The sequence below is a fragment of the Lipingzhangella rawalii genome, from assembly GCF_031628175.1.
GTDB lineage: Bacteria > Actinomycetota > Actinomycetes > Streptosporangiales > Streptosporangiaceae > Lipingzhangella_A > Lipingzhangella_A rawalii.
The window spans coordinates 178,023-203,924 of record NZ_JAVLVT010000004.1 but is presented as its reverse complement, the minus strand read 5'-3'; the positions used below and the strand labels follow the sequence as shown (position 1 = coordinate 203,924).

The window sequence follows — 25,902 nt, the reverse complement described above, 5'->3', positions numbered from 1 at the left end:
AAGACACGAAGAAGCTCGTGCGGGTGGGGGCCTGTCCGCTGTGTGCGGAAGCCCGTCGGGCCGCAAATCCCGTCAGGGGAGAGCCTATCCATATGCCCGGCAGGCCCAGAGCTACGGGAGTGCGCCTCTCCAAGCGGCTCCGGACCGCCGGATCACCGCTGGCCGCAGGACGCATGCCACGCCGCTACCGCACGCGACGCTGCCGAAAATCGGTGAGGAACACGGGCCGAGAAGCGCCGGCCGCGCTGCAATGGGCCGTCCCCCGCTGGCCGGATGCGGCCACGGGCACTTCTACCAACCGGAGTGTGCCGGATCGGATTCTTCGCGAAACTGGGCGTTTCCGAGCACGAGGGGCGACGGATGACCCTGGACTCGCTGGCGATCGAAGCGGGATCACTGCTGGTACAACACGCGCTGCAGCACTGGACCGACAACCGGCGGCAGGCGGTCAGCCGCGAGGCGCAGCTGGTGGAGCTCCTCCCGGGCACGATCGCTGACCGCCTGCTACGACGTCGGCTGAGCGGACAGTTCAACGGGATCGTCGACAACGTGGCCGAGCGCCTGGTCAACCTGTGCGCCCAGGAGTTCCGCGGGCTGTCCGACGCGGACAAGGCCGGGGCGCTGGCCGCGGTCGTGGACACCTTGGTCGCGGCCGACCTCAGCGACGCCGAGCTGTTTGCCGCCGATCTCGATGCCGAACAGCTCGCCACGCGACTCCACGCACGGATGCCGCAGCGTGGCGCGTCCCACGAGCTGGGCCAGGACGGGGCAGCGTTCTACACGGTGGTATTGGAGGAGTGCTGCGGATGCCTGGTGCGCCTCGTGCAGCAGCGCCCGGAGTTCTTGGTCCGGGCACAGCGGGAGACGCTGCAACGGGTGGGCGGCATGGCCGAAGAGATCTGCGCTCTGGGGCAGCAGGTGACCGCGGTGCTGGATCGCATGCCCGTGCGCACGCTGGACGCTCCGGAAGGCACGAGCGAGGACGCCGAGTTCACTCGCCGCTACGCCGAGCACCTCAGCCAGACGCTGGACTACGTCGAACTGTTCGGGGTCTCCGTACACGATTTCCGCCCACGCACCGCCCTCAGCGTCGCCTACATCAGCCTCCAGGTCTCCACACGGAGTGACCGCGAAGGGACGTGGCCGCGCCTCGTCGACAGGCACGGCATGGGGGCGACGGAGCCGGAGTCACGCCAGCACACCGCCCGCGTTCAGGCGGAGGCCGCACTGGCCCAGCACCGGCTCACCCTGGTTCGGGGCGAGGCCGGATCGGGCAAGAGCACCCTGTTGCGTTGGCTGGCGATCACCGCGGCCCGTGGGGGGTTCACTGGTGAGCTGCAGGGCTGGAACGGCCTCACTCCGTTCCTGGTAAAGCTGCGGAGCCACGCAGAGGGCGAGCTGCCCGCACCAGAGGCCCTCCCACAGACCGCCGCGCGGCCGCTCGCCGGGCATATGCCACGCGGCTGGGCGCATCGCCGGCTGCGTTCTGGCCAGGCGTTGCTCCTGGTGGACGGGGTGGATGAACTGCCACAGCGACGGCGCGAAGGAGTGCGCGGCTGGCTGCGCGAGCTCATTGCCGCTTTTCCGGAGCTGCACGTTGTGGTGACCAGCCGCCCAGCCGCGGCAGCGGAGCAATGGCTCTCCGGAGAGGGCTTCCGCCCCGTGTTCATGGAGCCGTTGAGCCCGCCGGAGACCGAGGAGCTGGTACACCACTGGCACCGTGCTATGCGCGATTCTCCGCATCTGCCCTGTGGCGCGGAGGAGCTGGACAGTCACGCCGCACGGCTGCTCGGTCGTCTATCGGCCGCGCCCCACCTGCGCCATCTGGCCTCCTCTCCGCTGCTTGCCGCGATGTTGTGCGCGTTGAACCTGGACCGGAACCGGCTGCCGCACAACCGGATGGATCTCTACGCCGAGACCCTGGACATGCTGCTGGAGCGGCGGGATACCCGCCGCGGAATCCCCAGCCACGCCGAGGAGGGGCCTGACCGGCGCGAGAAACTACGCCTGTTGCAGGACCTTGCGTTCCGACTGTCCAGCACTGGGCGGGCTGAGCTCTCCCGGGACGCGGCGCGGGCGCGGATCGCCCAACAGTTGCCGAGCATGCCACGGGTCAACGCTGAACCGGAGCAGGTGCTGGTGGGGCTGCTGGAGCGCAGCGGGGTCCTGCGTGCGCCGGCGATGGACCGGGTGGACTTCGTGCACCGCACGGTGCAGGAATACCTGACCGCCCAGCAGATCGTCTACGACGACGACCTGGAATACCTGGTCGACCAGGCACACAAGGACAAGTGGCGGGAGACGGTCATCATGGCGGCCGGGCACGCCAACGGCCCGCAGCTCCGCACCCTGGTGCGTGGACTCCGCAAGCGGATCGCGGCGGGTGGACGGCATACCCGGCAGTTGAAGGTCCTGCTGGCCTGCTGCATGGAGACACTGGACGAGGCCCCGTCCGAGGTCCGCGAGGCCATTGACACCTGCTTGGACCACCTGGTGCCGCCACGGGACCTGCGTGCGGCCCGCAGCCTGGCCACAGTGGGCGAGCCCGTCCTGGACCGGCTGCCCGAGACCTTGGACGGGCTCTCGGAGCCGCGTGCCCGTGCTGCGGTGCGCACAGCTTGGCTGGTGAACGGGCCTCGCGCGATCGAGGCGCTCTCACGGTACGCCACGGATCCGCGCCCAGAGGTGCAGCATGAGCTGCGCGCGGCATGGAGCTACTTTGATGCCGAGGAGTACGCCAGGCGGGTCCTGGCAGATGCTCCGCTGTTGAATGAGGGTTACCTACAGATCGAGAACCCGAGACTGCTTGGGACGTTACGCCACCTGAGACACCTTACTAAGCTGCAATGCACAGGAATGGACATTCCTGATCTCGGGTTTCTGGAGAATGTGGCAGCCCTAAAAATGGTTAGTCTATATAGTTTTCGATCTGGAGACTTGACCCCACTTTCTGTGCATTCAAATTCCCTTGCTTCGATCAATCTTTGTTCAACTTCTTCTTTGAAATCAATGGTTCCGCTGACTGAGTTATCGCGACTTGAAAAACTGATGGTCCAGGCTCCGTCGTTGGGAACTTTGAAATTTCTGCGGGATCTGCCGCACCTTACAGGCGTTTTCCTGTTCGGAGAGAGCCTTGCCGAGGTTGGAGATACTTCTCCTATTGTTGAGCACGATCGCCTGGTTTCTTTCGGTTTAGAATTTAGTTCTAATGTACGGAAGTTCGATCTGGATTTTCTTGGTAGTTTCCCGAATCTTCGTCTTGTCCACCTGCGTGGAGGTGTGTTGGATTCAGATATTCGGATTGTTGCTCTGCGGGCTCCGCATGTGGAGGCCCTGGTCCTTCCAGATGCGAATTTCCTGCGCAACATCGATGATATCGCTAATCTTTCATTGAATCACCTGGTTCTTGGAGGATGTCAAGAGGTCCGTGATTTCTCATGGCTGTCCAGTCTTTCTGGCCTTGAGTCACTCTATATTAGATCCAGTGGGATTGCAGATTTAACACCTATTCGAAACCTTCAAAATCTTGATGTCTTGGCTATAGAGAATTGTGAATATATTCAAGATCTTAGTCCCATTTCCGGCCTTCCGTATCTAAGAACACTTCACCTCTGCGGTGCTCGCCCTGGGCTGGACCTCGCGCCCTTGGCTGGACAGAAGAATCTCCAGATTTTCATTTATCGCGGGCAGGACGTGCGTAATCGCCGTGCTCTGGGTAGAGGAGTGCGTGTGATAGAGGTTGACTCGTGACCAACCGCCGAGTCATCCGTGCGAATCGCAGGGGGTAACGAGCATTTCCACGAGTCGGCCACCCTTGGACCGTGACCAATCGCTCCGTCGGCGCGTGCCACTCAAGTGAGGCTGAGGCCCGGGCTACTCCGGGCCAGTTCCGTGCCCGTCCGCCGCACCCGCCAGCATCGCGCTGATGCGCTGGCGCGCCTGCGTGGCGCGGGGGGTGTTGTCGTCGCCGATCAGGTGGAACGCTCTCGTCCAGCACTGGTGGGACTCATGGGGATCCTGGCCCTGGACAGCGGTGCCGAGGCTCTCCAGCGCCAGTGCCTCCAGCCAAGTCTCGCCGAGCTCCTGGTGGACCGCGGCGGCGCGGCGGTGGAAGCCGGCCGCATCCTGTTCCCGGTGGAGAAGCTGGTAGGTCTGGCCGGTGCCCTGCCAGGCGCGCGCCTCCCGGCTGCGGTCACCCAGCCTGCGGTGCAGGATGGCGGAGCGTTGGTAGGACTCCAGGGCGTCGGTGAGACGATCCAGCGCGCGCTGGGCGTCGCCCAGCGCCAGCAGCCAATAGCCTTCCGCAAGGTGATCCCGGAGCTCGACGGCGAGCTCCACTGCTTCCTCGGCGGCCCGCAGCGCCTGGTGTGGATCGCCCTGCTCGAGCTGGATGGCGCTGAGAATCCGCAGTGTGTTGCCGATGCTGGGCCCGTTGCCCGCGGCGCGGTGGGTCGCAAGGGCCGCGATGATGCCGTCGTGCGCTTCCTCCAGATGCCCCGCGAGGTAGTGCACCTCGGCGAGGTTCGCCCGGGCGACTGCCTGCCAGTGATCTTCCTCGAGGTCGCCGAAGGCGGCGATGGCCTGGCCGAGGTGCTCGGCTGCGCCATCCCGGTCCCCGGTACGCATCTGCACCAGGCCGAGGGCGTTCAGCGAGTCAGCTTCGCCGCGGCGATCACCGAGCCCGCGCCGCAGCGCCAGCGCCCCCTCGTGGTACTCCCGGGCCAGCTCCGTGCGGTGGGCCTGGACCGCATCGAAGCCCATGTTCTCCAGCAGGAGTGCCTGCGCCCACTCGTCACCCAACCGGCGCGCTGAGCGCAGCCCTACCTCCCCGATTGGGAGCCAGAATGCGACCGGAACGGAGGGAGCCTGCGCGTTCCACACCACGGCCGCCAGCTGCCAGGCATGCCGATCCAGACCGGCCTCCGCGGCGGCCCGCACCGCCGGGAGAAACGTGTCCTGTTCCTGGTGTGCCCAGTCCAGCGCCTCCTCCCGGCTGGTGAAATCCAGCGGTTCCACACCGTCATCGAGTGGCATCAGCTCCGGAACATGCTCCTCGTCCGGGCGGATCCAGCGCTGCGCGGCGTCGGCCGTGTGCAGGTACCAGCCAAGTACTCGCCGCAGGGCCGCGGTTCGTTCCTCGGGCAATTCTTCCTGCTGGACCTGGTCGACGGCATAGGCGCGCAGCAGGTCGTGGAGCTCGAAGCGTCGGGGAACGGCCTGCTCCAGCATGGAGGCACCCACGAGAACATCGAGCTGCCGCCGGGCCTGTCGTGTGCATACCCCGGCCAGGGCAGCGGCCGCTCCGAGCCCGAGATCCGGTCCTGGGTGCAGACCGAGCAGCCGGAACATGCGGGCCGCGTCTGCCGGCAGCGCACGGTAGGACCAGGCGAACACCGAATGGACCGCGCCGGCCTCCTCCTCGTCCTCCACACTCAGGGCGTCCCACAGTGCGGATTCGTCGCGCAGGTCGGCGATCAGCTCGTCCAGGTGCATGTGGGGGCGCATCGCGGCGCGTTCCGCGGCGATGCGCAGCGCCAGCGGTAACCGCGCGCACAGCTGCGCGAGTTCGGCCAGTTTCTCCTCGCCATCCTCACGCCGGTAGCCCGCGGTAACAGCCCGCACCAGGGCGGCGGCCTCGGGCTCGGCCAGCGTGCCGAGCGTGAGGCGGTGGGCACCGTCGCGCACAGACAGTCCGGAGAGGCTAGAGCGGCTCGTGACCACGGTGAGGCAGTGCGGGGTTCCCGGCAGCAGCGGGCGCACCTGGGCAACGGTGGCGGCGTTGTCCAGCAGCACCAGAATCCGCCGGTCAGCCAGTAGGGAGCGATACATCGCCGCGGCGGCGTCCAGGTCGGTCGGAATCGCGCCGGACGGTACGCCGAAGGCAGCGAGAAAGCGATGCAGCGCCTCCGCTGCGGGCACCGGTTCGCCCGGGTCGTAGCCGCGGAGGTTCACATGCAGCTGGCCGTCGGGAAACTGCTCCCGCACCCGATGTGCCCAGTGCAGTGCCAGCGAGGTCTTGCCCGCCCCGGCAGTACCGGCGATCACACACAACGACTGACGGTCGGCATCGTCCGCGACGACGAGCGCATCCAGCACGGCCAGCTCGTCCGTCCGGTTCACGAAGCCACGGGGGTCTCCCGGGAGCTGCCGCGGTGGCGCGGCGCCGTGCTCATCCCCAGCAGTGTGGAAATGGATTCCACCGCTGACGTTACCGGCCTGCACCACATCGCGGGCGTCCCCGGTGTGCTCGGAGTGCGACGACATGCCAGAGTCCCCCTGTCCGTTCGTGCCTGTCCGATCCCGCTGCTACCGGCTCTGGGACTGTGGGGGCGGGAGATGAGCCAGATACCGCTCGGCGTAGGCGCGCATGTCCTCACCTGTCGCGTATAGCTCGGCGATGAACCGCTCCCAGTTCCCCACGAGTTCCGGGTGTGTGAACCGGATTCCGCCGTCCAGCGCGCCCGCCTCGGTGTAGCAGACCTGGTACAGCGTCTCCCCGCCCAGAACCACGACCTCGGGTAGCTGCGTGTCACCCTCCAGATGCCGCACGGCCGCGTCGGGCACCACACGAATCCGCTCGCCGCACTCGGCCTGTATCCACAGGGAGTGCAGCTCCCACTGCACGTAGGGCGTGAGGGGCTCCGCCACGATCCGAACCCGGTGGAACCAGTGTGCTCGGGCCGCATCCTCCTGGGCCTCCTGCTCGAATTCCGGACGCTCCTGTTCGAGGAGACGCAGCGCCTCGTCCCAGCGACCCTCGCGGAACGCTTCCCAGCTGGGATCGCCTGGCTGTTTGAAGTGCTGCTGCCGCTCGAACTTCCAGGATGACCGGTTACGGATCCGGCCCTGGCGCTCAGCGAAGTCGCGCCGGTACTCACCGAGTTCAAGCCGGACCCCCTGTTCATCGGGGAGAACCAACATGGCGCGATCAGGCATCCGGAATATCCGGTTTGGCGTGGCTCAACATGTGTCCAGGAATGATCACCAGTCGCTCATCTGCGGCGATGGTGGCATCCGCTGGAAGATGTTCCGCATAGTTGGCGGTGAGGTCGCGACCAATGACCGCAATGTCCCCGTTGTCCAGCTGCCAGATGTCCGGACATCCGTCCTTTCGATCGGTATCTCCCAGCTCCCGCGCCGACTTGCCCAGTCGTCGCGTGAACCGCGCGGACGGATTGGCTTCCCAGGGGCGAGGCATGGCCACCTCCGCATATGTTTTGTGACTCAGGAAATTCTAGCAACCCTACTTATCTCCATCAGGTATGCGTGACCTGCGGAAAGGAGGAATATCCCCTGCCTGCTGAAGCGAGGTCAGCTTCAGTCTCCGTCTATGGCCCGAGATCTCCCAGGGACGCACGCACAACGACAGTCAGGTGGATCTGGTGTGGGCGCCGCCGACATCACTCAACCGCCACACTCATTTCCCCTACTGAGGACACGCGCTCACCGGCCGGTTGCCATCGGGGATGGCCCGCGACATGGCGTCTGTGCGTGCGCCCGGATATGGTCGACGCTGCGATACTCGGCCGCCCCCGGATCCCCTTCGCCGCTGGTGTCCTGGTGGCTTTCCCGGTGCGGCCTGTTGGCCGCGGCAGGGAAAGGGAGAGCATGGACGTTTCGGAGGTTGGTGGCTATCGGCTGGTCCGGGAGCTGGGGCGCGGCGGTTTCGGTGTGGTCTATTTGGGGGAGAGCCCGCACGGGCAGCGTGCGGCCGTGAAACTCCTGCACGTTGGTCCGAGTACGGACGAGCGATTCTCCGAGATGTTCGCCCGCGAGGTGGACGCCGCACGCAGGGTCAGCCCGTTCTGTGTGGCCCAGGTGCTGGATGCCGACCCCTACGCCGCGCAGCCGTGGATCGCCACGGAGTACATCGAGGGTCCCACCCTGGCCCAGGCCATCCGGGAGCATGGCCCCCGCGTGGGCGCTGATCTACACCGGCTTGCGGTATCCACAGCCACGGCCCTGACCGCGATTCACCGGGCCGGCGTGGTGCACCGGGACCTGAAACCGGGAAACATCCTGCTCGCGCCGGACGGGCCGCGGGTGATCGACTTTGGCATCGCGCGGGCGTTCGAGGACTCGGCGTCGTTCACGGCCAGCGCGATTGTGGGCACGCTGACGTATATGGCCCCCGAACAGTTGGAGGAGGGCGTGCGGCTGACCCCGGCGCTGGACATCTACTCCTGGGGCGCGGTGCTGGTGAAGGCGGCCACCGGATCCGATGTGTTCACCGCGGACAGCCAACGCGCGATGATGCGGAAGGTCATGCTGGAGGAGCCGGACTGTTCCGAGGTGGCCGAGCCGCTCCAGTCGCTGCTACGCCGATGCCTGGCCAAAGAGCCCGAGCAGCGGCCCACCGCACCGGAAATACTGAACACGCTCCTCGGCGGGGACGAGGTCGCCGACACCGAAACGGCGCTGCGTCAGGGCTCCGCGGCGGCCGCCCACGCCATATCGTCCGCATCCGAGCGGCCGGACGACTCTGTCCGGGGCGAGGGTGCGCCTCCCCGTGACGACTCGAGCCGTGGCGAGGAGCGCGGTGCCAGAAGCCAACCCGGTCCCACCGCGGCGGACGTCGCGCCGATCGCCTTCGCCGGGCAGAACCATGTGCGCTTGGCGGACCTGGCTGAGCACATGCAGCAGGACTGGGATGCGGCGCGGCGTGCGTTCGTCGACGAGCAGGAGCGTGGCTCCCTCGCGGCTTGGATCATCGAGGACGTCAAGGACACTCGGGTGGAACGCGGACTGCTCCGACGCCCACCGCAGGACCCAGACGTCACCGTGGCGGAGTTCGTCGCCCAGCTCCGCCCGGACCTACCGCCGGTGTACCGCGGACAGTCATTCCGACTGTCCGCGCTGCACGAGCTGGCCCGTGCCGAGAGCCTGCCGGAGTGGAGCTTTTCGCTGGCGACGCTGCGGGCGCTCGCGCGACATTACTGCGCCGAGCCAGATCACTCCTGTCCTCCGGAGACACCCTGCCGCCCGTATCAGCAACTGGTGGAGCACACGGCTATCGCGGCGGAGGCTGCGGCCGACCAGGCCGGCCCCCTGGCATCCTGGTTGGACACGGCCTGGCCGAGGGAGATGGATAGTCCACCCGCGCTTGTTGGCCCCGACGCCGTTGCGACCAGCTGGTTGGTGGCCGCATTGCTGGCCCCCGAGCAGTGGTCGGCCCGATTGGCCCAGCTTCATTCGGGCCTCGAGTTGCCGTGGCGAAAGGCGAGTCCCTCGCCTCCTCCGCTGCGGGAGCCCACTCCTGGGGATGTCGGTGCGGCGGTCGTCCTAGCCTACTTCTACCCGGAGGTCCAGACTTTGGGTACGGCAGAGCAGCGCTTACGGACACGTCGGTCCGAACTTGCCCGGTATCTGGAGATCTTTGAAAAGAGCCCGGGCGCCTCCTGTGCCCTGTGGGGAACGATCGGTGGCATTGGTGCTGTGGTGTCACTTGTGATCGCGCTCTCCGGGTTGTTCGACCTCAACTTTTCCCAGGTCGGATGGGGGCTGGCATTTGCGGTCGGTATCCCCGTCGTCGCGGGACTGACGAGTGCCGGCATGGAGGCCGCCAAGGAGGGGCGGCTTAAGTCGAGCCGTCCGCACTGGCTGCCGCGAGTCGAGGTGGAGGAGGACTCCATCCAGGCCAGGACCAAGGCCGACTACGATCAGGCCCGCGCGGCCGTTCATCAGGTGGCGAAGTCCCTGTACCAGCTCGATAGGGCACGGTCCTCGCTTTCCTCGATGCTGTCCTCGATGCACCGGCGACCGGTGAATTGAGGCCAGAACCGTCCTCGACGCCGGCCGCGTTGTTCCGCTGGCCACCGTGGGGCCGACGCCCGCACAGGTGGGCGTCCTGCGGGGTGGCCCTCGTCCCGCGAATGACGAGCCGCCCTGTACACGAGACGGTGGCCCAGTATGGCGATGTCAGGGCGGGGTCACACGGTGCGGCCGCTGTAGTATCCCACTGCGGGGACAGTCCCGCGGTGGTTACCGGTCCGGACTCATACCCCGAGGGTCGTGATACATGCGTTCGATACGGCTATGATGGGCTGTGATGACACCGTTTCGAGAGTCAGCGCGGGAGAGCAACGGCGGGCGTCAGCGATGAGTGCACTGCGGCAGATGGACGAGCGAACCGCCCTGGTGGCTCTGCTGCTACGCAGCCAGTCGGGATGGCGCGATGTCGTCGCCGAGGTACTGGAGGCGGGAAGCGCCCGGACCGTGCTCAGCGCCCACGACGGTGGGCAGCAGGCGCTGTTTTCGGTCGAGGAATCGCCCGGGGACGAGCTTGTTGAAGCCGAGAAGCTCATCACTGCCTGCGAGAAGGATGGGGTGGGGGTGCACGGTTTTCTGGACAGCTCCTACCCGGCCCAGCTGCGGCAGGTCCACGAGATGCCCCCCGTCGTGTTCACCCGTGGTCAGCGTGCCGCCGACCAGCGCGCTATCGCGGTGGTGGGATCCCGTCGCGCGAGTGACCACGGGCTGTCCACCGCGCGTCGCATCGCCGAATGCCTGGTGGGCCTGGGGGTCACTGTTGTCAGTGGCCTGGCCGAGGGAATCGACACGGCCGCGCACACCGCAGCGCTCGGCGCGGGCGGACGCACCGTCGCTGTGCTCGGCACCGGCATCAATCGGGTCTACCCGACCCGGAACCGCGAGCTGCAAGAGACCATCGCACAGCGCGGTCTGGTCCTCAGCCAGTTCCTGCCGGACGCCCCCCCGAGCAAGCACAGCTTCCCTATGCGCAATGCGGTGATGAGTGGCTACGCCGCCGCCACTGTGATCGTGCAGGCGGGCGAGCGCAGCGGCGCACGCACCCAGGCCCGGTTCGCCCTGCGCCACGGTCGCCCGGTGATCTTCCCCCAGGAGCTGCTGGTCAACCAGTGGGCACAGGAGTTCGCCCAACATCCAGGGGTCCATGTCGTTGCCGGACTCAGCGAACTGGCGACCACGGTGGAGCAGGTGATCCACGAGCCCGTGGCCCCTCAGGAAGGCCAACTCCAGACGGCAGACATTGCCTGGTGATCTCAGCTGGCCGGAAGTTCAGGGACACATCCGGCTGCTGGTCAACTTCGTTCATGCCCCCTTGCCCGCCCGATATCCAGGGACCTGCGCGACCTGTCATGGGGCTGCGCCCGACGCCCAGACAACACGATGTGCCGCCTGTAGCAGGACCATCCGGGCTGCGCCCGGCGCCCTGTCCGATGTCGTGGTGCCGATCTCCTACCGCCTCAAAGATGGCCAGCACGCCCACGACCTGGCGATGTACAAGAAGGCGGACACCCCCGGAACCGAGCCTGCGCGTCGGCGCCTGGCCGCGCTGTTCTGGGACTTCTGCCGGCGACACATCGCATGTGTGAAGAGCGCGGCCGAGATCGCCTCGTTCACGCACGTGTGTTTCGTACCCAGCACGCGGTCCCCGCACGGGGAGCATCCGCTCCAGCGGATGCTTGCGCCCGCGATCCCGTTGCCGCGGGTTCCCCTGCACGTCAATCCCGATGTCTCCCCCGAACGGAGATTCGATGCGTCGTGGTTCGAGGCCCACCCTGAGGACCTCGCTGGGGTCCCTGCCGCCGACGTACTCCTCATTGACGACACCTGGGTCACCGGTTCCCGGATGCAGTCCGCCGCGCACAGCCTGAAGCGGGCCGGGGCGCGCCGCGTCGCCTCGCTGGTCCTCGCGCGACAGCTCAGCCCAGGCTTCGCGCCCGCACGGCAACTGATCGCCGAGGTTCAGCAGACCAGGTTCGACCCGGACACCTGCGTCGTTCACCACCGGTCCCGCTGACCCCGCGCCACCGGGTGTGGATGGCCCCAGCGGGGACGGAAGATCCAGCCCATAGGTTCGGGGGTGCCACCCAGCGCCACCCAGTGCCACCATGCAGGCGGCCACCTCCGCGGCCCAGGTGGTCGTGGCGGTCGCTGCTCCCGGCCCCGGCGACGGTCTGCGGCATCTGGGGCCGCAGCACCACTCCTGCCCTTGGTTTCGCGAATGTCCGGGCATGTGTGGTTCCGGTTACGTATCGTCGGAAACTATGAGCCTCACCCCGGGCCCAGGGTTCCCCCCCAACCATGACCCGCCCGCCGCCACCAGTCCGAGCACCGAAACCGAGGATGCGGCGCTCCCCACGTCGGATCACGACCGGCTGGTCGCCTACCGCTATCTGGTGGAGCCAGCGCGGGCTGACTACATCGCGATCATGCGGGTGTTCACCGCAACCCTGCTGGCCGACATGAGCGCCCACGAGGTTGCCGAACGACTCGCGCACAACCGGGTGGATCTGCCTGTGGAGACCGTGGCCCAACGGCTGGAACAGCTCAAACAGTGGGGCGCGCTGCTGTCCAGCTCTCGCCCGGTCAAAGCCGCCAGTGTGGCCGAGTACCAGCGCAGCCGTGGCCGCTACCGCGGGATGCCGTGCAGCGTCGCGCGCTGTGGGCCGCCGCCGGAGTGTCCACGGACCGGGTGTCCAGCACGGTGCTCACCTACGGGCTACGCCCCGCGGGTGACCATTGGATGGCCCGCCAGCTGCGGGAGCGTGCCGAGCAGCATACCGAGACGCATCTGACCCTGCGAGATCTGCGGCACGTGTGCTGGGATCCGGTTCCGGGCGCGGTGGTGTACGTGTGTGAGAACCCGCGCGTTGTCGAGGCGGCGGCCGATGCGGGCATGGACGCTGGGCTGGTGTGTACCTCGGGCAACGCCACCACGGTTGTGCACACCCTGTTGACGGCGCTGGTCGAGGGGGGAACGCGGCTGTACGTACGCGGGGACTTCGACTGGGCGGGCGTCGCCATGGTGGAGCGGCTGCTCACGCGCTACCCGGCGCAGCCATGGCGGATGAGCGCCGCCGACTACGAACAGCAGGTGGAACGCGCCCGGGACCGCCGCACGCCCCTCCAACCCCTGGAGGGGCGCCCTCAGACTGCCAGCTGGGACCCGGAGCTGGCGCCGAGCATGAACAGCTTCGGCATGGCCGTACACGAGGAATCCGCCCTCGATCTCCTGGTGCAGGACCTACGCCAGCGGCCGTGACTGGAGATCGCAGCGCGGGCGGTGCCCTGGTCGTGACCGAGGACGACGAGTTCAGCGTCGAACGCATCGACGACCCCACAGACACGGAGCCGGTGGCGTCGTTTCCCTACCGCCCCACCACAGCCGTGCCGGCCGGAATCACGGCCGACGACGAGGTGCAGGTCCCGCACCCTCGCCGAGGTGGAGGGAACCAGCGTCGACTCCGAGGCCACGTTCGGGACGAGGGGAGGGGGCCCGCACGGTGGCCGCATCCGGCCAGTGCCCGGGTGCGGGCGCGCCGCCCCGGAAGCCGCGCGCGGGATCCACAGAAGGCGGCAGGGCACGCGGAGACACAGGCCACCGCCCCACCGTGTGGCCGGCGGGACAGCACGCGTGAGCCGCGGCGGCGGGGCCGGGCGGGCCCCGGTTTCGGCTGCCCGAAGCAGCCGATGTTGCGGTAGGTTTCGACAATCCTCTGGTGCGGGCCACCGTGCCCTGGCACGCTCAGGCAGGAGCGTCGACCCCGGCCGCGCGGGCAACAATTCTGGGGTGCCGGCGTGCGCTCGCCGCGTGCGACGCATCCCCCAGGAGGTTAGAAACATGACCGTGTCCCCCCAGCCCTCCGAAACCGATCGGACCATCGATGCGGTCGCTCGACGTGTGGTCCACCGGCACGCCCCTGCGGAACTTCCCCACTACGAGCACATCCGCGACGATTTCCACGCCCGGGGCGGGGTGCCACCGCCGGTCGGGGAGAACCCCTTGGGGTTCGGGTCCGTGGCCGTGGGCCTGGTCAGCGGCGTTGTTCTGGCCGTTCTGACGGATTTGGCCGCGGGCACCCTCGCCGACGTGGTGCGCCCGTGGTGGCAACGTGCCGGACGGTGGCTGCTGCGGCGGGTGGGTTTGGCTCGCCCGGTCACTCCGCCCCCGCAGGCGCCCGCGCCGACGGTGCCACCCGAGCGGGTGGCCGCGGTGACGCGGGCGATCACGGCGTATGCCGTGCAGTCGGGGATCCCCGCGGAGCAGGCGGGTGAACTCGCTGAGGCCGTGGTTTCGGAACTGATGTAGCTGCACATGGCCTCGCCCGTTGATCTGCCCCAGCCCGGCGGCGACACGGCGCGCCAGTTCGCCTTCCAGGTGCCCTCGGCGACGAGCGTGCGGTTCCTGGTTCTGATCACCGCCACGTTGGGGGCCACGCTTCCCCTCGCCCAGCTCCTGGTCGATGCCGCCAGACAGCTGAACCTGCTACCCGCACACGGCCGTGCGGGCTGCGTCGCCGAGGCACAGGCGCAGGTGGGTGTGCTGCCGGACCAGGAGCTGCTGGCCACGTATCTCGCCTGCGCCGAGGCCGCCACCCGCGGTGACGCTGTTCTCCTGCTGGGGGTCGTGCTCCTGCCGCCCCTACTGGGAGTCGCGTTCTACACAGCGCACCCCGTGTTGCTGCGGCGCCGGCTGCGCGCACTGTGCCCGAGCGTCCACGCGGCGCTGTACCGGCAGGTGGTCACGGCGCTGCGGGATGCCGAACTGCCGAATCCACAGCGGGTGCGAGTTCTGGTGACCCCGGGGACCACGGGCGGAGCTCGGGCCTTCGGCGCCTGGGGCCGGTACTGGATCGCGGTGGACCGCTCCCTCCTGGTGCCCGCCCACGACCCCGGACCTCCGTCCCCCACCGCGGACGCGGTGCTCCAGCACGAGGCCGCGCACCTCCGCAACCGCGACATCGACATCACCTACCTAACCATCGGTGTGTGGTGGGGGTTTGCAACCGTGGCGGGCCTCACCCTGGCTCTGCTGCCGTTCGCGGACGAGCCGGCGACGCGGTGGGTGGTGCCACTGCTGCTGGCACTGGCGGTGCTGGGCTACGCCCGGGCGCGGGTGCTGCGGATCCGTGAGTACTACGCCGACGCCCGCGCCGGTCAGCGGGCTGACGTGCGCGCGGCGCTGGTGGTGGTCCTGGAGCGCGCGTTGGCGGTGCGCCAGACCTCCGGAACCGTCCGGTGGTGGGACCGACTGCGGCGTAACCACCCGGTGGCGCGGCGCCGGGTGGCCGCGCTGCGTGACCCGAGGTTGCTGTTGCGTGGGGAGCCGGTGGCTCTGGTCATCGTCGGATGCGCGGTGAGTTTGGGGACTCCGGGGCTGTACATGCTCATCATCGGCTTCACCGTGGACGATCCCGGCTGGATCGCCTCGCATGTGACCGGGGTCGCGGCCGGGGTTCCGCTGGCCGTGGTGCTCACTTTGACCATGTGGCGGGCCACGCTGGGGTTCCTGCTGGGGACGGAGCGCCAGCCCACAGCCTGGCGGGCGGGGGTGAGTCTCACCGCCGGGGTGCTGGTGGGGCAACTGCTCCTGCCGGGACTCCCCGAGACCACGTGGGGTGCACAGCTGTTGGTGGGGCCCGGCGTGTTTCTGGGCCTGGTCCTCGCCCTGGCCCTGCTCGCGGGGTTTGTGCTTATCGCACGTTGGGTGTCCGGAAACGCAGCACTGTGGCTGTCGGTGTGTCGGGGGCGCTGGCCGTTGGGGATGGTCGCGGCGGGGGCTGCCAGTCTGCTGGGGCTCGTCATGACGTCCTGGTTCTCGGTGGTGCAGCTCGTCTCGCTGACGCCGCCACACTGGGAGTCCGTCCTCACCTGGAGCATCGCCACCCTGTTCACGTCCAGTCGGCCCTGGCTGGTGGTCTCCCTGGGGTTCGGCATCCTGGTGCCGGTGATGGCCTGGGTTGCGTGGCAGAGTGCGCGGCAGCCCGATGGTGTCTCCTGGGGTCGACGGGCCGGGCAGCTGCTCTGTCCGAGTTGGCTTCCGGCGTTGGCCGCGCTGCTCACCGCCGGTGTCCTGTCGATCCTTCTCGCCCTGTTGCTGCCGATGTTCCGCATCGCCGGCGGGCTTCTTCTGGGGGCTCCCGCCGCGGCCACCGGGGATGTGGGGCTGGTGCTGGTGCTGCTTCCGATTTTCGGTTTCGCGACACTGCTGGTGGGCATCGGGGGTGTCGTCCTGGGCTGGCAGCTGGGGGGACGCGGCGCCTCCCCGCGGGGGCTGTATGCGGCACTGGCCTACGGGCTCGTCGTCGCGGTGTTGACCACTCCGGCGATCCACCTGGGGGTCGCGGTCGGCGACTGTGGCCGCGCCGGTGGCGTGGACTCGGCCTGCTGGGCGGGACATGTCCCCGAGTCGCTGTACCTCGGTCTGGGGCCGTTCGCGGGGCTCGTCCTGTGCCTATTTTACCTGCCCACGGCGGGGGTGGCCGCGCTCGTGGGCTCGGGTGTACGGCGACTGGCCCGCCGTCCCCCCTGGATCGTGGCTCGACCACGGCGCCGGTGGCCCGGCGTGGTCGGGGTGGCAGCCATAGCCCTGCCCGTGACTATCTTCCTGGTCGACGAGGCCACCACAGCCACCACCGGCGTTCCTGTGCCCCGCGCGACGGAACAGCCTGGGGCCGCGGAGTCGGAGCCCGCACCCGAGGTCGAGTCGGGAGTCAGTAGCCGTGAGGCGTGCGCGGCGATGGACACGCACCTGGCCCAGTTGGCGAATCTGGATTCCCTGCCCCCGGTGATGGGTACCGCCGAGTCGCAGTGGCTCACGCTGCACACGCTGGAACAGTCCGAGGAGCCGGTGCTGCGTGCCTTCGCCTCAGTTCCCCTCGCCCGGGATCGCTGCGCCAGCCCGGTCGCCTGTGTCGATGAGGGAGCCCTCTTCGCCGCCGGCCAGTACTGCGCCGTGGTGCACCCCGGGACCGGGATCGTGCGGTGACCTCCAGGAGGGCTGTTTCGGGTAAGGAGGGCTGATGCGCGACGTCCCCCGGGATGACTCCGAAGGGCATGGCCGGCCCGTCCCGGTAGTGCACCGGGCGGTACGAACATCGCACGAAAGGACAACGTCCATGGTGGTTCTCGCCACCGGGGCGGCGTCGGCTATCGCGCTGTGGTGCACCACCGTGACCGTGTACGGCAACATCGTCGCGCCGGGACACCGGGAAAACCAGCGGGGAGGCGCTCGGCGGCGGCTGGGGCGGCGCCCGGTTCGTCCTCACCCACCACCCGCCGGACGACACTGGGCGTCACGTTCCTGCGGGGTGACATCACCGGCTGGCCGGCGTCCACGATGGCAGACCGGATCTAGGTTCTGGACCACGGCCACGTCATCGAACCCGGCACGCAGGAGGAACTTATGTCTCGGCCTGGGTGCGATAGAGGCGGTAATGGCGCTTCGGGGGCCACCCCCAGACCATGGGGGGCGCGAAAGGCCGATGGGGGATCTTGGGGATCCATGGTTGCTGCTACCGCGCGACGTTTGCCTCCGCTTGCACGACGTCGCGCGGTAGCGCGGGGCCCGCGCCGCGTGCGGGAGAATGGGAACGAGCCCGGGAGACGCCCGGTGTGGCGAGGGGCGGTGTCGGTGAGCGCGCGGATCCAGGAGCTGGACTGGCAGCGGACCGCGATGGGCGAGCTGAGCCTTCGGCGGCGCTGGGACCCGCAGTTTGGCGAGTACGCCTACGAGGTCCGGCTGGGCGAGGAGTTCCTCATGTCCAGCCTGTTTCCGGCGGCCGAGGTCGCGATGACGCACCTCGCGCTCGCGGAGCTGGACGGCACGGACCTCACGGTGGCCGTGGGCGGGCTCGGCCTGGGCTACACGGCCGCGGCGGTGCTGGAGTACGACACCGTGGACTCCCTGCTCGTCGTGGAGGCGCTCGCCCCGGTGGTGGACTGGCACCGGCGTGGGCTCATCCCCTCCGGGGCGGCACTGAACGCGGATGCACGCTGCCGGTTGGTGGAAGGCGACTTCTTCGGGATGGTTGCCGACACCACCGGTCTGGATCCCGAGCATCCCGGGCGCCGCTTCGATGCGATCTTGCTGGACATTGACCATTCGCCGCTCAATCTGCTGCACTCCAGCCACGCCGGGTTCTACACCCCTGAGGGGCTGCGTCGCCTGGCCGGGCACCTGACTCCCGGCGGCGTGTTCGCGCTGTGGTCCGACGACCCGCCGGAGGAGGAGTTCACCGCCGCGCTGCGGGAAGTGTTCCACCAGCCCCGCGCCGAGGTGGTGCCCTTCGTCGACCGCCGGGGTGGCAACGCCGCGAACACCATCTACCTCGCCCGCGCTCCGGGCGCGTGAGCTCGGACCGGCCAGCGGACCGCGGTGAACTCCGACCACGATCATTCGTGGCGGCAGACGGAGTCGTGAAATTCAACGGTTCTGTCCATTGGTATTGATGGCCGCTGGCCGTTCCGGTTAGTAATCTGGCCACGATCTGTTCGCCATGGGGGGTTCTCGGGATCGTGGGAGTGCGTGCGTTCGCCCATGCGGCCGGCGCGGGCAGCTACCATTCCTCCCGGGACGACCAGGGCCGCGAGTGCCCGCGGCCCCTGCCGCAGGGGCGGCACTGCGCCGCGCCCACGCCGGTGGGAACCCTCCGCGCGGAAACCCGCGCGCCGCCGAGAGACGAGGAGACCCGCCGTGCGTGTCGGGATCACCATCCTGCCCGAGTACCGGTGGCGTGACGCCGAACCGAAGTGGCGCGCCGCCGAAACCTACGGCTTCGACCACGCCTGGACCTTCGACCATCTGGGCTGGCGCAGCCTGGTGGACGGCCCCTGGTTCGGCGCTGTCCCCACCCTGACCATGGCCGCAGCGGTGACCTCCCGGATCGAGCTGGGCCCGCTGGTGTCCTCACCGAACTACCGGCATCCCGTGTCTTTCGCCCGCGAGTTGACCGCGTTGGACGACATCTCCGCGGGACGCTTCACCCTCGGCGTGGGCGCGGGCGGCACCGGCAGCGGCAGTGGTGACCTCAGCTACGACCTGCGGGTGTTCGGCCACACCGCGGCGCCGCGCCGCCGCGCCAGCCGGTTCGCCGAGTTCGTGGAGCTGCTGGACGCGCTGCTGACCACGGACGGGCTGGACTGGTCCGGAGAGCACTACACCGCCGTGGGAGCGCGCAACAATCCCGGCTGCGTCCAGCAGCCCCGGATCCCGTTTGTGGTTGCCGCCAATGGCCCGAAGGCCATGCGCGTGGCCGCCCGCTTCGGACAGGGCTGGATCACCACCGGGGAGCCCCAGGAGGACCTGGAGGGCTGGTGGGCCTCGGTGGCCACGGCCGCCGCCCGGTTCGACGAGGCCCTCGCCGCCGAGCAGCGGCCCCGGGGCGAGGTGCGGCGGTTTCTCCAGTCCGACGCCGCGCCGGTCTACTCCCTGTCCAGCGTCGCGCGCTACCGCGAGTTCCTGGACCGCGCCGCGGAACTGGGCTTCACCGACGTGGTCGCGCCCTGGCCCCGGGCGGAGGGTGTGTACGCGGGCAGCGAGGCCGTGCTGGAACAGGTCGCCACCGAGGTGCTGCCCGGTCTGTCCCGCTGAGGTTGGGCGTCCGGCGGGCGCCGACATCGGCCTCGTTGCCGCGCTGGGCGAGATAGTCACCTATGACAGCGGACGCAAGCTGTGCGCTGCCTGTGCTGTGGCCCGCTGGCGTGCCAGGCCGTTGGGAAAGTCCGTACCGACCCACGGGCATCGGGGGTAGCGGGCCACCAAGATTGGTCAGAGTGGCGGCCGTGATTCGAGCCTGTGCCATGTGGAGTGTCCTCATCTCAGATCCGAGCGTTTGCGTTTTGGGGGCTGCGGGCGGTGTTGATGCGGCGGCGGATAGTTTGTGGGCTGGTGGCGTATTCGGCGGCCAGAGTGTTGAGGCTGGTCTGTTCGTGGTGGTGGCGGCGGGCGAGTTCGGCGTCGGTGACGGGTAGCGGGACGCGGCGGGTGCCGGGTCTGCGGGCCGGGGGTGTGGGGTAGGCCGCGCCGTTGGCGTCGCGGTCTCGGCGGGCTTGGTCCAGCCGGTCGGAGATGACGTAGACGCCCACGCCGAGCTGGGTGGAGAGCTGGTGGAGGGTGGTCCCGGCCTCGAAGCGGTGCAGTAGCTCGGCCAGGGAGATCCCGAGGCTTTTGCGGGGTGGGCCGCCGGTGCGGGGCGGTGGGCGGTCGGGGTCGGCTTGGCGTGCGCGGCGGTTGCGGGTGCGCTCGCGCAGCAGGTACATGGCGTTCTGGTGGCGGGTGCCGTCGCGGTCGCAGCCCCAGCGTGCGGGCATGGTTTCGCCTTCGTGCCACAGTTTCCGGAAGAGGCGCCGGGCACGGGTGAGGCGACTGGTGAGGAGCTGGGCCTCGATGCCGAGTTCGGCGGCGGCCTTGGCGATGGTGCCGTGCTCGGCCACAGCGGCGAGGGCCTGGCGGGCCAGTGGGGTGAGCGTGCGCCAGATCTGCTGGAACGCGAGACGGTCCACGACGAGATCCTCGGGGGAGGCACTGGGTGCTGCCACCGTGGTCCAGTAGGCCTGGTGGGCCGCGGCGGGCTCGCCGGCGGTTTTGGAGTTCAATCCGTGGACTTGCCGGTCACGGCGCCACTCGTCCTTCATGGCCTGCCAGCCCGTCCGGATCAGTTCGGCGATTTCGGGGCGACGCTCGGCGGTGTAGAGGTGTTCCAGGATTGCCGCACGTGCCGCCTGGGCTCGGTCGGTCATGTCCATGCCCTCCACCCAGCGGCAGCTCCGAGCGGCGTAGGCGGCGAACCGGTTGACCTGGGTGTGGGTGTAGTCGTGGGCCACCAGGTCATCCAACTCCGGCCAGGGCAGCAGCGGGCCGTCCTCATGATGCGGGGCGGCCGAGGGGGCGGGGGATTCGTGGTGTGCGGCGGCGTGGCTAGGCTGATTCATAGGTCCTCACCTGCTTGCTCAGGTTGGGGGCTCAGGCCCCGGGGCGGTGCAGCCACACCACCCCGGGGCCGCTCATTGCGCGGAGTCCGGAGCGCGCCTGCATCCAGGTTTCACCACGAGCGGACCACAGTCCATGAGTACGACAAGTAAGGGTCTACCTGGCATTCCGTGTGTTGACTTGTGGTATCTGTGTAGTGGAGGCTGCTGATATGGGCGTAAGTGACGGGGAACGACGTCGCCGGATCGGGCGCGAGATACGACGGCGCCGCTCACGATCCGGATTGACGCAATACGACGTGGGTCGGAGCCTCAGCCGAGCTCAGACGACGATCAGTGCTTTCGAAAAGGGAGAGAGGACCCCGAACCGGAACGACCTGGACGCCCTTGACCGGCTGTTCAACACAGATGGAGCATTGCTGGCGCTGTGGGACAGCCTGGGCCAGGCCGACGGCTACGCCCCGTGGTTCCGGGACATCGCGGTCATCGAGGGCGAGGCGAGCGAGATCCGGACCTACCAGCCCTTGGCGATTCCCGGACTGTTCCAGGCGCCAGAATACGTTCGAGCGGTCACAGAGATGGGGAGCCCGTGGCTGCCTGCCGAGAAGATCACTGAAGCGGTCGATGCGCGCGTCCAGCGCCAGGAGATCCTGAGTGCCGAATCAGGGCCGGTCGTCCGGGCGGTGGTCGAGGAACACGTACTGCGTCGTCCCATCGGCGGCCGAGTGGTCCTGAAAGCCCAGCTTGACCAGCTCCTGACGGTTGCCGCGCAGATCCGGGTGACGCTCCAGGTCATTCCGATGACCTCTGAGCAGCACCACGGCATCGACGGTGCATTCTCCTTGTACACCGTGCCGGGCAAGGGGCATCTCGCCTACACCGAGACCCGGGTGACCAGCGACCCCAGAAGCGACCAGGACACTATAGATAGTTACATGGGAGTTTTTGGGGACTTGTGCGCCGATGCGCTGCCTCCGGCAGCGTCGCGTGCGTTCATCGAGCAGATACGGAGCGAGTTCGAATGCTGAACCAAGACTGGACTAAGTCGAGCTACAGCCAGAGGGGGGAGAGCAACTGCGTCGAGTGCCGTACTGATACCGGCCGGGTCTTCTTGCGCGACTCGCAGCACCCGGCCCACGGCAACCTCACCCTGTCGCTCCCGGAGTGGCAGGCGTTCCTGCGTGCCGTGCGGGAAGGAGAGGTGTAGGCAGCGCTCGATTCTTGGCCGCCCGGCTCGGCTTGGGCGGCCAATTGGCGAGGAGGACGTCCATGCACGACCAGACCGACTGGACTAAGTCCAGCTACAGCGATGCCCACGGCGGCAACTGTGTCGAGTGCCGTACCGACACCGCCCGGGTCCTCCTGCGCGACTCGCAGCACCCCGCCCACGGCCACCTCGCCCTGTCGCTACCGGAGTGGCAGGCGTTTCTGCGTGCTGTGTGGGAAGGAGAGGTGTAGGCAGCGCTCGATTCTTGGCCGCCTGGCTCGGCTTGGGCGGCCAATAGGCGAGGAGGACGTGCATGAACGACCAGACCGACTGGATTAAGTCCAGCTACAGCCAGCGCGGTATGGACAACTGCGTCGAGTGCCGCACTGATACCGGCCGGGTTCTCCTGCGCGACTCCCAGCACCCCGCCCACGGCCACCTCACCCTGAGTACGGCCGAGTGGCGGGCCTTCCTGCACGCCGTGCGGGACGGAGAGGTGTAGCTAAGCGGGCACCATCGACCTGTGGCTCGCCGGCTTTGTTGGCCCGCGCATGCCCCCACGAGCCCCAGAACACCGGGTTCCCCACCACTGACCACTCAGCGGACACCCCGCGCCTGTCGGGGCCTCGGGGAACCCCCTGTGCCGCCGGGCAACCCCGAAATGCGGCTCACCACCCTGAACACCTGGCCCAGGTGCTGCGCCGGGCGATCGGCCAGGGGCACCGGAATGCTGCGCGATGACGGCCTCCAAGGCGAACAGGCATGCCCTGTTCGGCACGCCTGCGGCGTGAATCCCGGCGATGAAGGGTTCCGCTCCAGCGGCGCCGTGCTGCACCCGACGCAAACCGAAGCAAAGTCCTACCGGCTGGCGCTGCGTTCTCCCTACTGTGCGTGAGTGCCGTTCCGCAGACCTGCGGTGTGGCGCACTCATTAGCAGCAAGGGAGGTCACATGCCGAAGGCACCCACCGTCAAGATCATCAGCACCACACTTCCCGAAGCCTTCCACCCCGGCTGGAATAAGCTGCCCGGCTTTACCGCAACAGGGCGGAGCATCACCATCCACCCCGCCACGTTTTTCTACAAGTACGACAACCCTGCCCCCGAGTGGCTGATCTGCGACTGGGTCGGCGTCCGCGACCGGCTGTTGCCCGCACGAGAGACCGGCGAGACCACGGTCGAGCAGATGGCCTTGGACTATGTACGAGCCCACGCACGCACCACACACGATGCGGCCGAAGTACTGCGCATCGCGTGGGAGGTTTACTCCTTCTTATTCCGCGAGTCGCACCTGGCCGATCCTGCTCTCCAGCGCATGGGGGTGGAGCCCCGCCACCTTCGGGTGCTACGGGAGATGGCATGCGTGATGGCGCTCAACCGCGTGGAGACCAACGGGGCCATCAGCAACGTGAACCCGAGCTGGCTGTTTGGGATCGCCGCGAAGGTGGTCTATGACCTGTCCGAGGAAGAGGCCACGAGCGTGGACGAGCTGTACCACGGCACATGGTTCAACGAGCCGCGGCGCATCGAACAGGTGCTGGCCCACGCGGCTCTGGGTGGGCGGCTGGTCCACGGGTGCCAGTCCAGCATCTACGTCAACATGGCCGGAGGGGCGATCCTTCCCTTCGGTGCGGACGTCGCGCGGTTCCAGGCCGATCTCGCGCGGTTCAAGGACGACTGGGTGGAGAAGATCGAAGCCTGTGCGAACAAATAGCTCTGACGGGCGGGTGACGCGCGTTGCCCGCCCCACCACCGAAGACCTCGCCGAGCTCGCCGCACGAGCCCGCGTTTCCATCGTTTCCCGCGCGGATATCCGGGTCTGGCCGCAGTCCGGGGTGGAGCGCGTCCACTTCGCCGACGGTCGCACCGCCGTACTGAAATACACGATTCCCGACTTCGCCGAGGATGACGCCCTCGGCCACGCCGCATACCACGGGCTGCCCGTTCCCGCCCTCCTGGCGAAAGGGATGCTGCCGGGCGGCGAAGTCGCTGTTCTCATGGAGGATCTGGGAGCACAGATCCAGGAGCCGACCCTCCGGGAGGCGGCCCGGCTCGCCGTGATGATCCATCGGGTGCCAGGACCACCGGAACGGCCGGTGCTGGACCGGGAAGCCCTGTCCGTGCTCCCGGAGTCGGCGCTGGAATGCCTCAGGCGGCTTCGGCAGATGGGACGGTGGCGCGGCGAGGAGGCCCGTGGCCTGCGCGGAGACCTGGAGCGCATCGCACAGGTCGCGAGGCACCGCGCACGGGGCGCCGAGATTCCGCCGTTCGGTCTGGCCCATTCGGAGTTCCATCCCACCTCGATCCACATCGGTCGCAGGGGATCGAGGGTCCTGGACTGGGCGCGCTGCTACACCGGGAGTGGACTGCTGGACCTGGCCTCCTGGCAGGGAACGCAGCAGCCCTTCGAGCTTGCCCGCGTCGAGGATCTCCTCACCGCCTACCTCGCGGCCGGAGGTCCCCCGTCCGCCGCGGCGGACCGTGGAGGGCTCCCGGCTCACGTGTGGGCGAGCGCCTGGCACAAGGTGTGGATCACCGAATGGTTCGTGGCCGCCCAAGAGCGATTCCTCCCCCTCACCGACCCTGGCCAGGATGTCGCGACCATCCAGTCCATCCGGGTACATCTCGCGGAGGCGGGCTCATGGCTGATGAACTGATTCAGGTGCACGAGAGTCTCCGGGTGAGCGCTCCGGACGGCGCGGTCGTGGAGATCGACGCCGCGATGCTGCCGCTGGTGCGCCGCCTGTGGCACATGGGGCTGCGGACCTCGGGGTGCTGCATAGACCTTGGAGAGTCGATCCTCGGGAACGCCCATCTCGGCGAGGATCCCCGTCACGACCGTCGTCGCCACGGCGCATTCTTCGCGGGACAGTCCTGGCTGAGGATGCCGCATGACGATGCGGCTCGGCTCGTGGCCCTGTTGGGCGATGACCCCGACTTCGGTTGGCGACTGCGGCGCTGGACGCATCCCGAGGCGTGGATGGTCGTCGGTTACCTGTTCCCCGAGACAGAGAAGGGCGCAGCGTGGGCTGACACGGTGCAGGTGCATTTCCCAAAGATCCAGATGCCTGATCTGTTGGTGGCCTTGGAGGACATATGCCCGTGAGCCGCGAGAAAATCCGCGCAAAACGCTTGAGGCGTGGAGCAGGCGGCCGCATGCTCGAAGTGCCCGTAATCGGTGATACGGAGGGATGGGCATGACGCTGCGTTACCTTGGCAAAGATCCGGAGAGCCCGGAAGGGCGTTCGCCGACTCTCTACTACGACGACGAGCGCGACACCTACGTCTTTCAGTCTTGGCGCGTGACCGACGCGGAGCGGTTGGCTGTGTTGGACCTTCCCGAGCACGAGACCGTGATCGAGTTTCCACGGCGCATGATGCGGTTCTTCCCTGAGATCAACAGTGATGCCACAGAGGTCGACGGACCGCGGACCCCCTGATATCGCGACGACCACCGAAGGTGAAGGAATGACCGCAGCACAGAGCCTGGAAGAACTGATCCGTGGGTGTGGACACTCGGCGCTGCACCTAGAGATGCGCGACGGCTATATGCGCAGCGATCCCGGATTCGCGGCGTGGCGGCAGGGATTCCGGCACGACCCCGCCGATCGCGGTTCCTGGTGGAGTGCGTGGGCGCAACTGGTCGCGGATCAAGTCGGGCACGGGGTGCGAATGCGGCGGGCGCGCATCGTCTCTGAGCCGCTCAGTGACTACATGCGCTACGAGTACGACGTGACCTTTACCAACGTCAATGCAGGGGAGGAGGTCCGCTGGCTCCCACGGCGCCAGGCATCCGACCTGGCGCTGCCGGGCAACGACTTCTGGCTGCTCGATGAGTCCACCGTCGTCTTCCTCCACTTCACGGGCGAAGGAGAAGTCCCGGAGCACGACGACATCGAGGTCATCGAGACGCGGGACACGGTGGAACTCTGCCGGGCCGCATTCGAGGCAGTGTGGCAGCGGGCGGTTCCACACGAGAAGTACCACCCTGCCTGATCGCCCG

The 25,902-nt window shown here is 68.1% G+C and carries 23 protein-coding genes and 1 pseudogene; 20 read left to right on the top strand and 4 right to left on the bottom strand.

Annotation, left to right across the window (positions count from 1 at the left end; genetic code table 11):
* Window positions 1–360 precede the first annotated feature (360 nt).
* Window positions 361–3,750: an NACHT domain-containing protein gene (locus RIF23_RS10570; protein WP_310912297.1), complete on the top strand. Its 3,390-nt coding sequence runs from the start codon at window positions 361–363 to the stop codon at window positions 3,748–3,750.
* A 123-nt stretch (window positions 3,751–3,873) separates the two neighbouring features.
* Here RIF23_RS10570 and RIF23_RS10565 read toward each other — a convergent pair whose 3' ends face one another.
* The 3 genes from RIF23_RS10565 to RIF23_RS10555 are packed head-to-tail and all read right to left on the bottom strand — an operon-like array spanning window position 3,874 to window position 7,198.
* Window positions 3,874–6,264 carry an ATP-binding protein gene (locus RIF23_RS10565; RefSeq protein WP_310912296.1) on the bottom strand — a complete coding sequence of 797 codons (2,391 nt, stop codon included), beginning with the start codon at window positions 6,262–6,264 and terminating at the stop codon, window positions 3,874–3,876.
* Window positions 6,265–6,306: 42 nt separating this feature from the next.
* Window positions 6,307–6,936, bottom strand: coding sequence for a DUF6879 family protein (locus RIF23_RS10560; RefSeq protein WP_310912295.1), 630 nt, complete (start codon window positions 6,934–6,936; stop codon window positions 6,307–6,309).
* Window positions 6,929–7,198, bottom strand: a complete 270-nt coding sequence (locus RIF23_RS10555; protein WP_310912294.1) for a hypothetical protein — start codon at window positions 7,196–7,198, stop codon at window positions 6,929–6,931. The genes RIF23_RS10560 and RIF23_RS10555 overlap by 8 nt, the downstream gene beginning before the upstream one ends.
* 410 nt (window positions 7,199–7,608) lie before the next feature.
* On the opposite strand from RIF23_RS10555, the gene RIF23_RS10550 reads away from it, so the two are divergent.
* From RIF23_RS10550 to RIF23_RS10505, 10 genes and pseudogenes are all read left to right on the top strand, one after another.
* Window positions 7,609–9,771, top strand: a complete 2,163-nt coding sequence (locus RIF23_RS10550) for a serine/threonine-protein kinase (RefSeq protein WP_310912293.1) — start codon at window positions 7,609–7,611, stop codon at window positions 9,769–9,771.
* A gap of 327 nt (window positions 9,772–10,098) precedes the next feature.
* The gene (locus RIF23_RS10545; protein WP_310912292.1) at window positions 10,099–11,019 is read left to right on the top strand and encodes a DNA-processing protein DprA; all 921 of its coding nucleotides are present in this window, start codon (window positions 10,099–10,101) and stop codon (window positions 11,017–11,019) included.
* A gap of 187 nt (window positions 11,020–11,206) precedes the next feature.
* Window positions 11,207–11,782, top strand: coding sequence for a phosphoribosyltransferase (locus RIF23_RS10540; RefSeq protein ID WP_310912291.1), 576 nt, complete (start codon window positions 11,207–11,209; stop codon window positions 11,780–11,782).
* Between the two features lie 91 nt (window positions 11,783–11,873).
* Window positions 11,874–12,389: pseudogene (locus RIF23_RS10535) on the top strand (DUF2397 family protein); the annotation flags it as partial.
* A gap of 119 nt (window positions 12,390–12,508) precedes the next feature.
* A complete protein-coding gene (locus tag RIF23_RS10530) occupies window positions 12,509–13,027 on the top strand; it encodes a DUF2399 domain-containing protein (RefSeq protein WP_310912289.1) in 519 nt (172 codons plus the stop codon).
* Window positions 13,024–13,467, top strand: coding sequence for a hypothetical protein (locus tag RIF23_RS10525; protein ID WP_310912288.1), 444 nt, complete (start codon window positions 13,024–13,026; stop codon window positions 13,465–13,467). The genes RIF23_RS10530 and RIF23_RS10525 overlap by 4 nt, the downstream gene beginning before the upstream one ends.
* A 139-nt stretch (window positions 13,468–13,606) precedes the next feature.
* The gene (locus tag RIF23_RS10520; RefSeq protein WP_310912287.1) at window positions 13,607–14,074 is read left to right on the top strand and encodes a hypothetical protein; all 468 of its coding nucleotides are present in this window, start codon (window positions 13,607–13,609) and stop codon (window positions 14,072–14,074) included.
* Window positions 14,075–14,080: 6 nt separating this feature from the next.
* On the top strand, window positions 14,081–16,753 hold the full coding sequence (locus tag RIF23_RS10515; protein ID WP_310912286.1) for a M48 family metalloprotease: 2,673 nt from the start codon (window positions 14,081–14,083) through the stop codon (window positions 16,751–16,753).
* Between the two features lie 645 nt (window positions 16,754–17,398).
* The gene (locus RIF23_RS10510; RefSeq protein WP_310912285.1) at window positions 17,399–18,118 is read left to right on the top strand and encodes a spermidine synthase; all 720 of its coding nucleotides are present in this window, start codon (window positions 17,399–17,401) and stop codon (window positions 18,116–18,118) included.
* A 342-nt stretch (window positions 18,119–18,460) separates the two neighbouring features.
* Entirely contained in the window at window positions 18,461–19,357 is an 897-nt protein-coding gene (locus tag RIF23_RS10505; protein ID WP_310912284.1) for an LLM class flavin-dependent oxidoreductase, read from the top strand.
* Window positions 19,358–19,584: 227 nt separating this feature from the next.
* Here the strand turns inward: RIF23_RS10505 and RIF23_RS10500 are convergent, their stop codons facing one another.
* Window positions 19,585–20,697 (bottom strand): hypothetical protein, encoded by a 1,113-nt coding sequence (locus RIF23_RS10500; protein WP_310912283.1) that lies wholly within the window; start codon window positions 20,695–20,697, stop codon window positions 19,585–19,587.
* Between the two features lie 209 nt (window positions 20,698–20,906).
* Between RIF23_RS10500 and RIF23_RS10495 the strand changes: the two genes are divergently transcribed.
* The 9 genes from RIF23_RS10495 to RIF23_RS10455 all read left to right on the top strand — a co-directional run bounded on the left by RIF23_RS10495 (window position 20,907) and on the right by RIF23_RS10455 (window position 25,895).
* On the top strand, window positions 20,907–21,722 hold the full coding sequence (locus RIF23_RS10495) for a helix-turn-helix domain-containing protein (protein WP_310912282.1): 816 nt from the start codon (window positions 20,907–20,909) through the stop codon (window positions 21,720–21,722).
* The gene (locus tag RIF23_RS10490; RefSeq protein ID WP_310912281.1) at window positions 21,716–21,901 is read left to right on the top strand and encodes a DUF397 domain-containing protein; all 186 of its coding nucleotides are present in this window, start codon (window positions 21,716–21,718) and stop codon (window positions 21,899–21,901) included. The genes RIF23_RS10495 and RIF23_RS10490 overlap by 7 nt, the downstream gene beginning before the upstream one ends.
* 62 nt (window positions 21,902–21,963) lie before the next feature.
* Window positions 21,964–22,152, top strand: a complete 189-nt coding sequence (locus RIF23_RS10485) for a DUF397 domain-containing protein (RefSeq protein WP_310912280.1) — start codon at window positions 21,964–21,966, stop codon at window positions 22,150–22,152.
* A 62-nt stretch (window positions 22,153–22,214) separates the two neighbouring features.
* On the top strand, window positions 22,215–22,403 hold the full coding sequence (locus RIF23_RS10480) for a DUF397 domain-containing protein (RefSeq protein ID WP_310912279.1): 189 nt from the start codon (window positions 22,215–22,217) through the stop codon (window positions 22,401–22,403).
* A 448-nt stretch (window positions 22,404–22,851) separates the two neighbouring features.
* Entirely contained in the window at window positions 22,852–23,613 is a 762-nt protein-coding gene (locus RIF23_RS10475) for a hypothetical protein (RefSeq protein WP_310912278.1), read from the top strand.
* A complete protein-coding gene (locus tag RIF23_RS10470) occupies window positions 23,600–24,556 on the top strand; it encodes a phosphotransferase family protein (protein WP_310912277.1) in 957 nt (318 codons plus the stop codon). Before RIF23_RS10475 ends, RIF23_RS10470 begins: the two co-directional genes overlap by 14 nt.
* Window positions 24,541–25,005, top strand: a complete 465-nt coding sequence (locus RIF23_RS10465; RefSeq protein WP_310912276.1) for a hypothetical protein — start codon at window positions 24,541–24,543, stop codon at window positions 25,003–25,005. Before RIF23_RS10470 ends, RIF23_RS10465 begins: the two co-directional genes overlap by 16 nt.
* Window positions 25,006–25,096: 91 nt before the next feature.
* Window positions 25,097–25,339, top strand: coding sequence for a hypothetical protein (locus RIF23_RS10460; RefSeq protein ID WP_310912275.1), 243 nt, complete (start codon window positions 25,097–25,099; stop codon window positions 25,337–25,339).
* Between the two features lie 28 nt (window positions 25,340–25,367).
* Complete coding sequence (locus RIF23_RS10455; RefSeq protein ID WP_310912274.1) at window positions 25,368–25,895, top strand: DUF6879 family protein; 528 nt, start codon at window positions 25,368–25,370, stop codon at window positions 25,893–25,895.
* Window positions 25,896–25,902 lie beyond the last annotated feature (7 nt).

Coding starts and splice junctions, on each gene's coding strand:
- RIF23_RS10565 (WP_310912296.1), bottom strand. CDS start 6,264: ATGTCGTCGCACTCCGAGCACACCGGGGACGCCCGCGATGTGGTGCAG.
- RIF23_RS10515 (WP_310912286.1), top strand. CDS start 14,081: ATGGCCTCGCCCGTTGATCTGCCCCAGCCCGGCGGCGACACGGCGCGC.
- RIF23_RS10560 (WP_310912295.1), bottom strand. CDS start 6,936: ATGCCTGATCGCGCCATGTTGGTTCTCCCCGATGAACAGGGGGTCCGG.
- RIF23_RS10485 (WP_310912280.1), top strand. CDS start 21,964: ATGCACGACCAGACCGACTGGACTAAGTCCAGCTACAGCGATGCCCAC.
- RIF23_RS10500 (WP_310912283.1), bottom strand. CDS start 20,697: ATGAATCAGCCTAGCCACGCCGCCGCACACCACGAATCCCCCGCCCCC.
- RIF23_RS10490 (WP_310912281.1), top strand. CDS start 21,716: ATGCTGAACCAAGACTGGACTAAGTCGAGCTACAGCCAGAGGGGGGAG.
- RIF23_RS10550 (WP_310912293.1), top strand. CDS start 7,609: ATGGACGTTTCGGAGGTTGGTGGCTATCGGCTGGTCCGGGAGCTGGGG.
- RIF23_RS10495 (WP_310912282.1), top strand. CDS start 20,907: ATGGGCGTAAGTGACGGGGAACGACGTCGCCGGATCGGGCGCGAGATA.
- RIF23_RS10480 (WP_310912279.1), top strand. CDS start 22,215: ATGAACGACCAGACCGACTGGATTAAGTCCAGCTACAGCCAGCGCGGT.
- RIF23_RS10555 (WP_310912294.1), bottom strand. CDS start 7,198: ATGCCTCGCCCCTGGGAAGCCAATCCGTCCGCGCGGTTCACGCGACGA.
- RIF23_RS10475 (WP_310912278.1), top strand. CDS start 22,852: ATGCCGAAGGCACCCACCGTCAAGATCATCAGCACCACACTTCCCGAA.
- RIF23_RS10545 (WP_310912292.1), top strand. CDS start 10,099: ATGAGTGCACTGCGGCAGATGGACGAGCGAACCGCCCTGGTGGCTCTG.
- RIF23_RS10460 (WP_310912275.1), top strand. CDS start 25,097: ATGACGCTGCGTTACCTTGGCAAAGATCCGGAGAGCCCGGAAGGGCGT.
- RIF23_RS10530 (WP_310912289.1), top strand. CDS start 12,509: ATGGCCCGCCAGCTGCGGGAGCGTGCCGAGCAGCATACCGAGACGCAT.
- RIF23_RS10455 (WP_310912274.1), top strand. CDS start 25,368: ATGACCGCAGCACAGAGCCTGGAAGAACTGATCCGTGGGTGTGGACAC.
- RIF23_RS10520 (WP_310912287.1), top strand. CDS start 13,607: ATGACCGTGTCCCCCCAGCCCTCCGAAACCGATCGGACCATCGATGCG.
- RIF23_RS10465 (WP_310912276.1), top strand. CDS start 24,541: ATGGCTGATGAACTGATTCAGGTGCACGAGAGTCTCCGGGTGAGCGCT.
- RIF23_RS10570 (WP_310912297.1), top strand. CDS start 361: ATGACCCTGGACTCGCTGGCGATCGAAGCGGGATCACTGCTGGTACAA.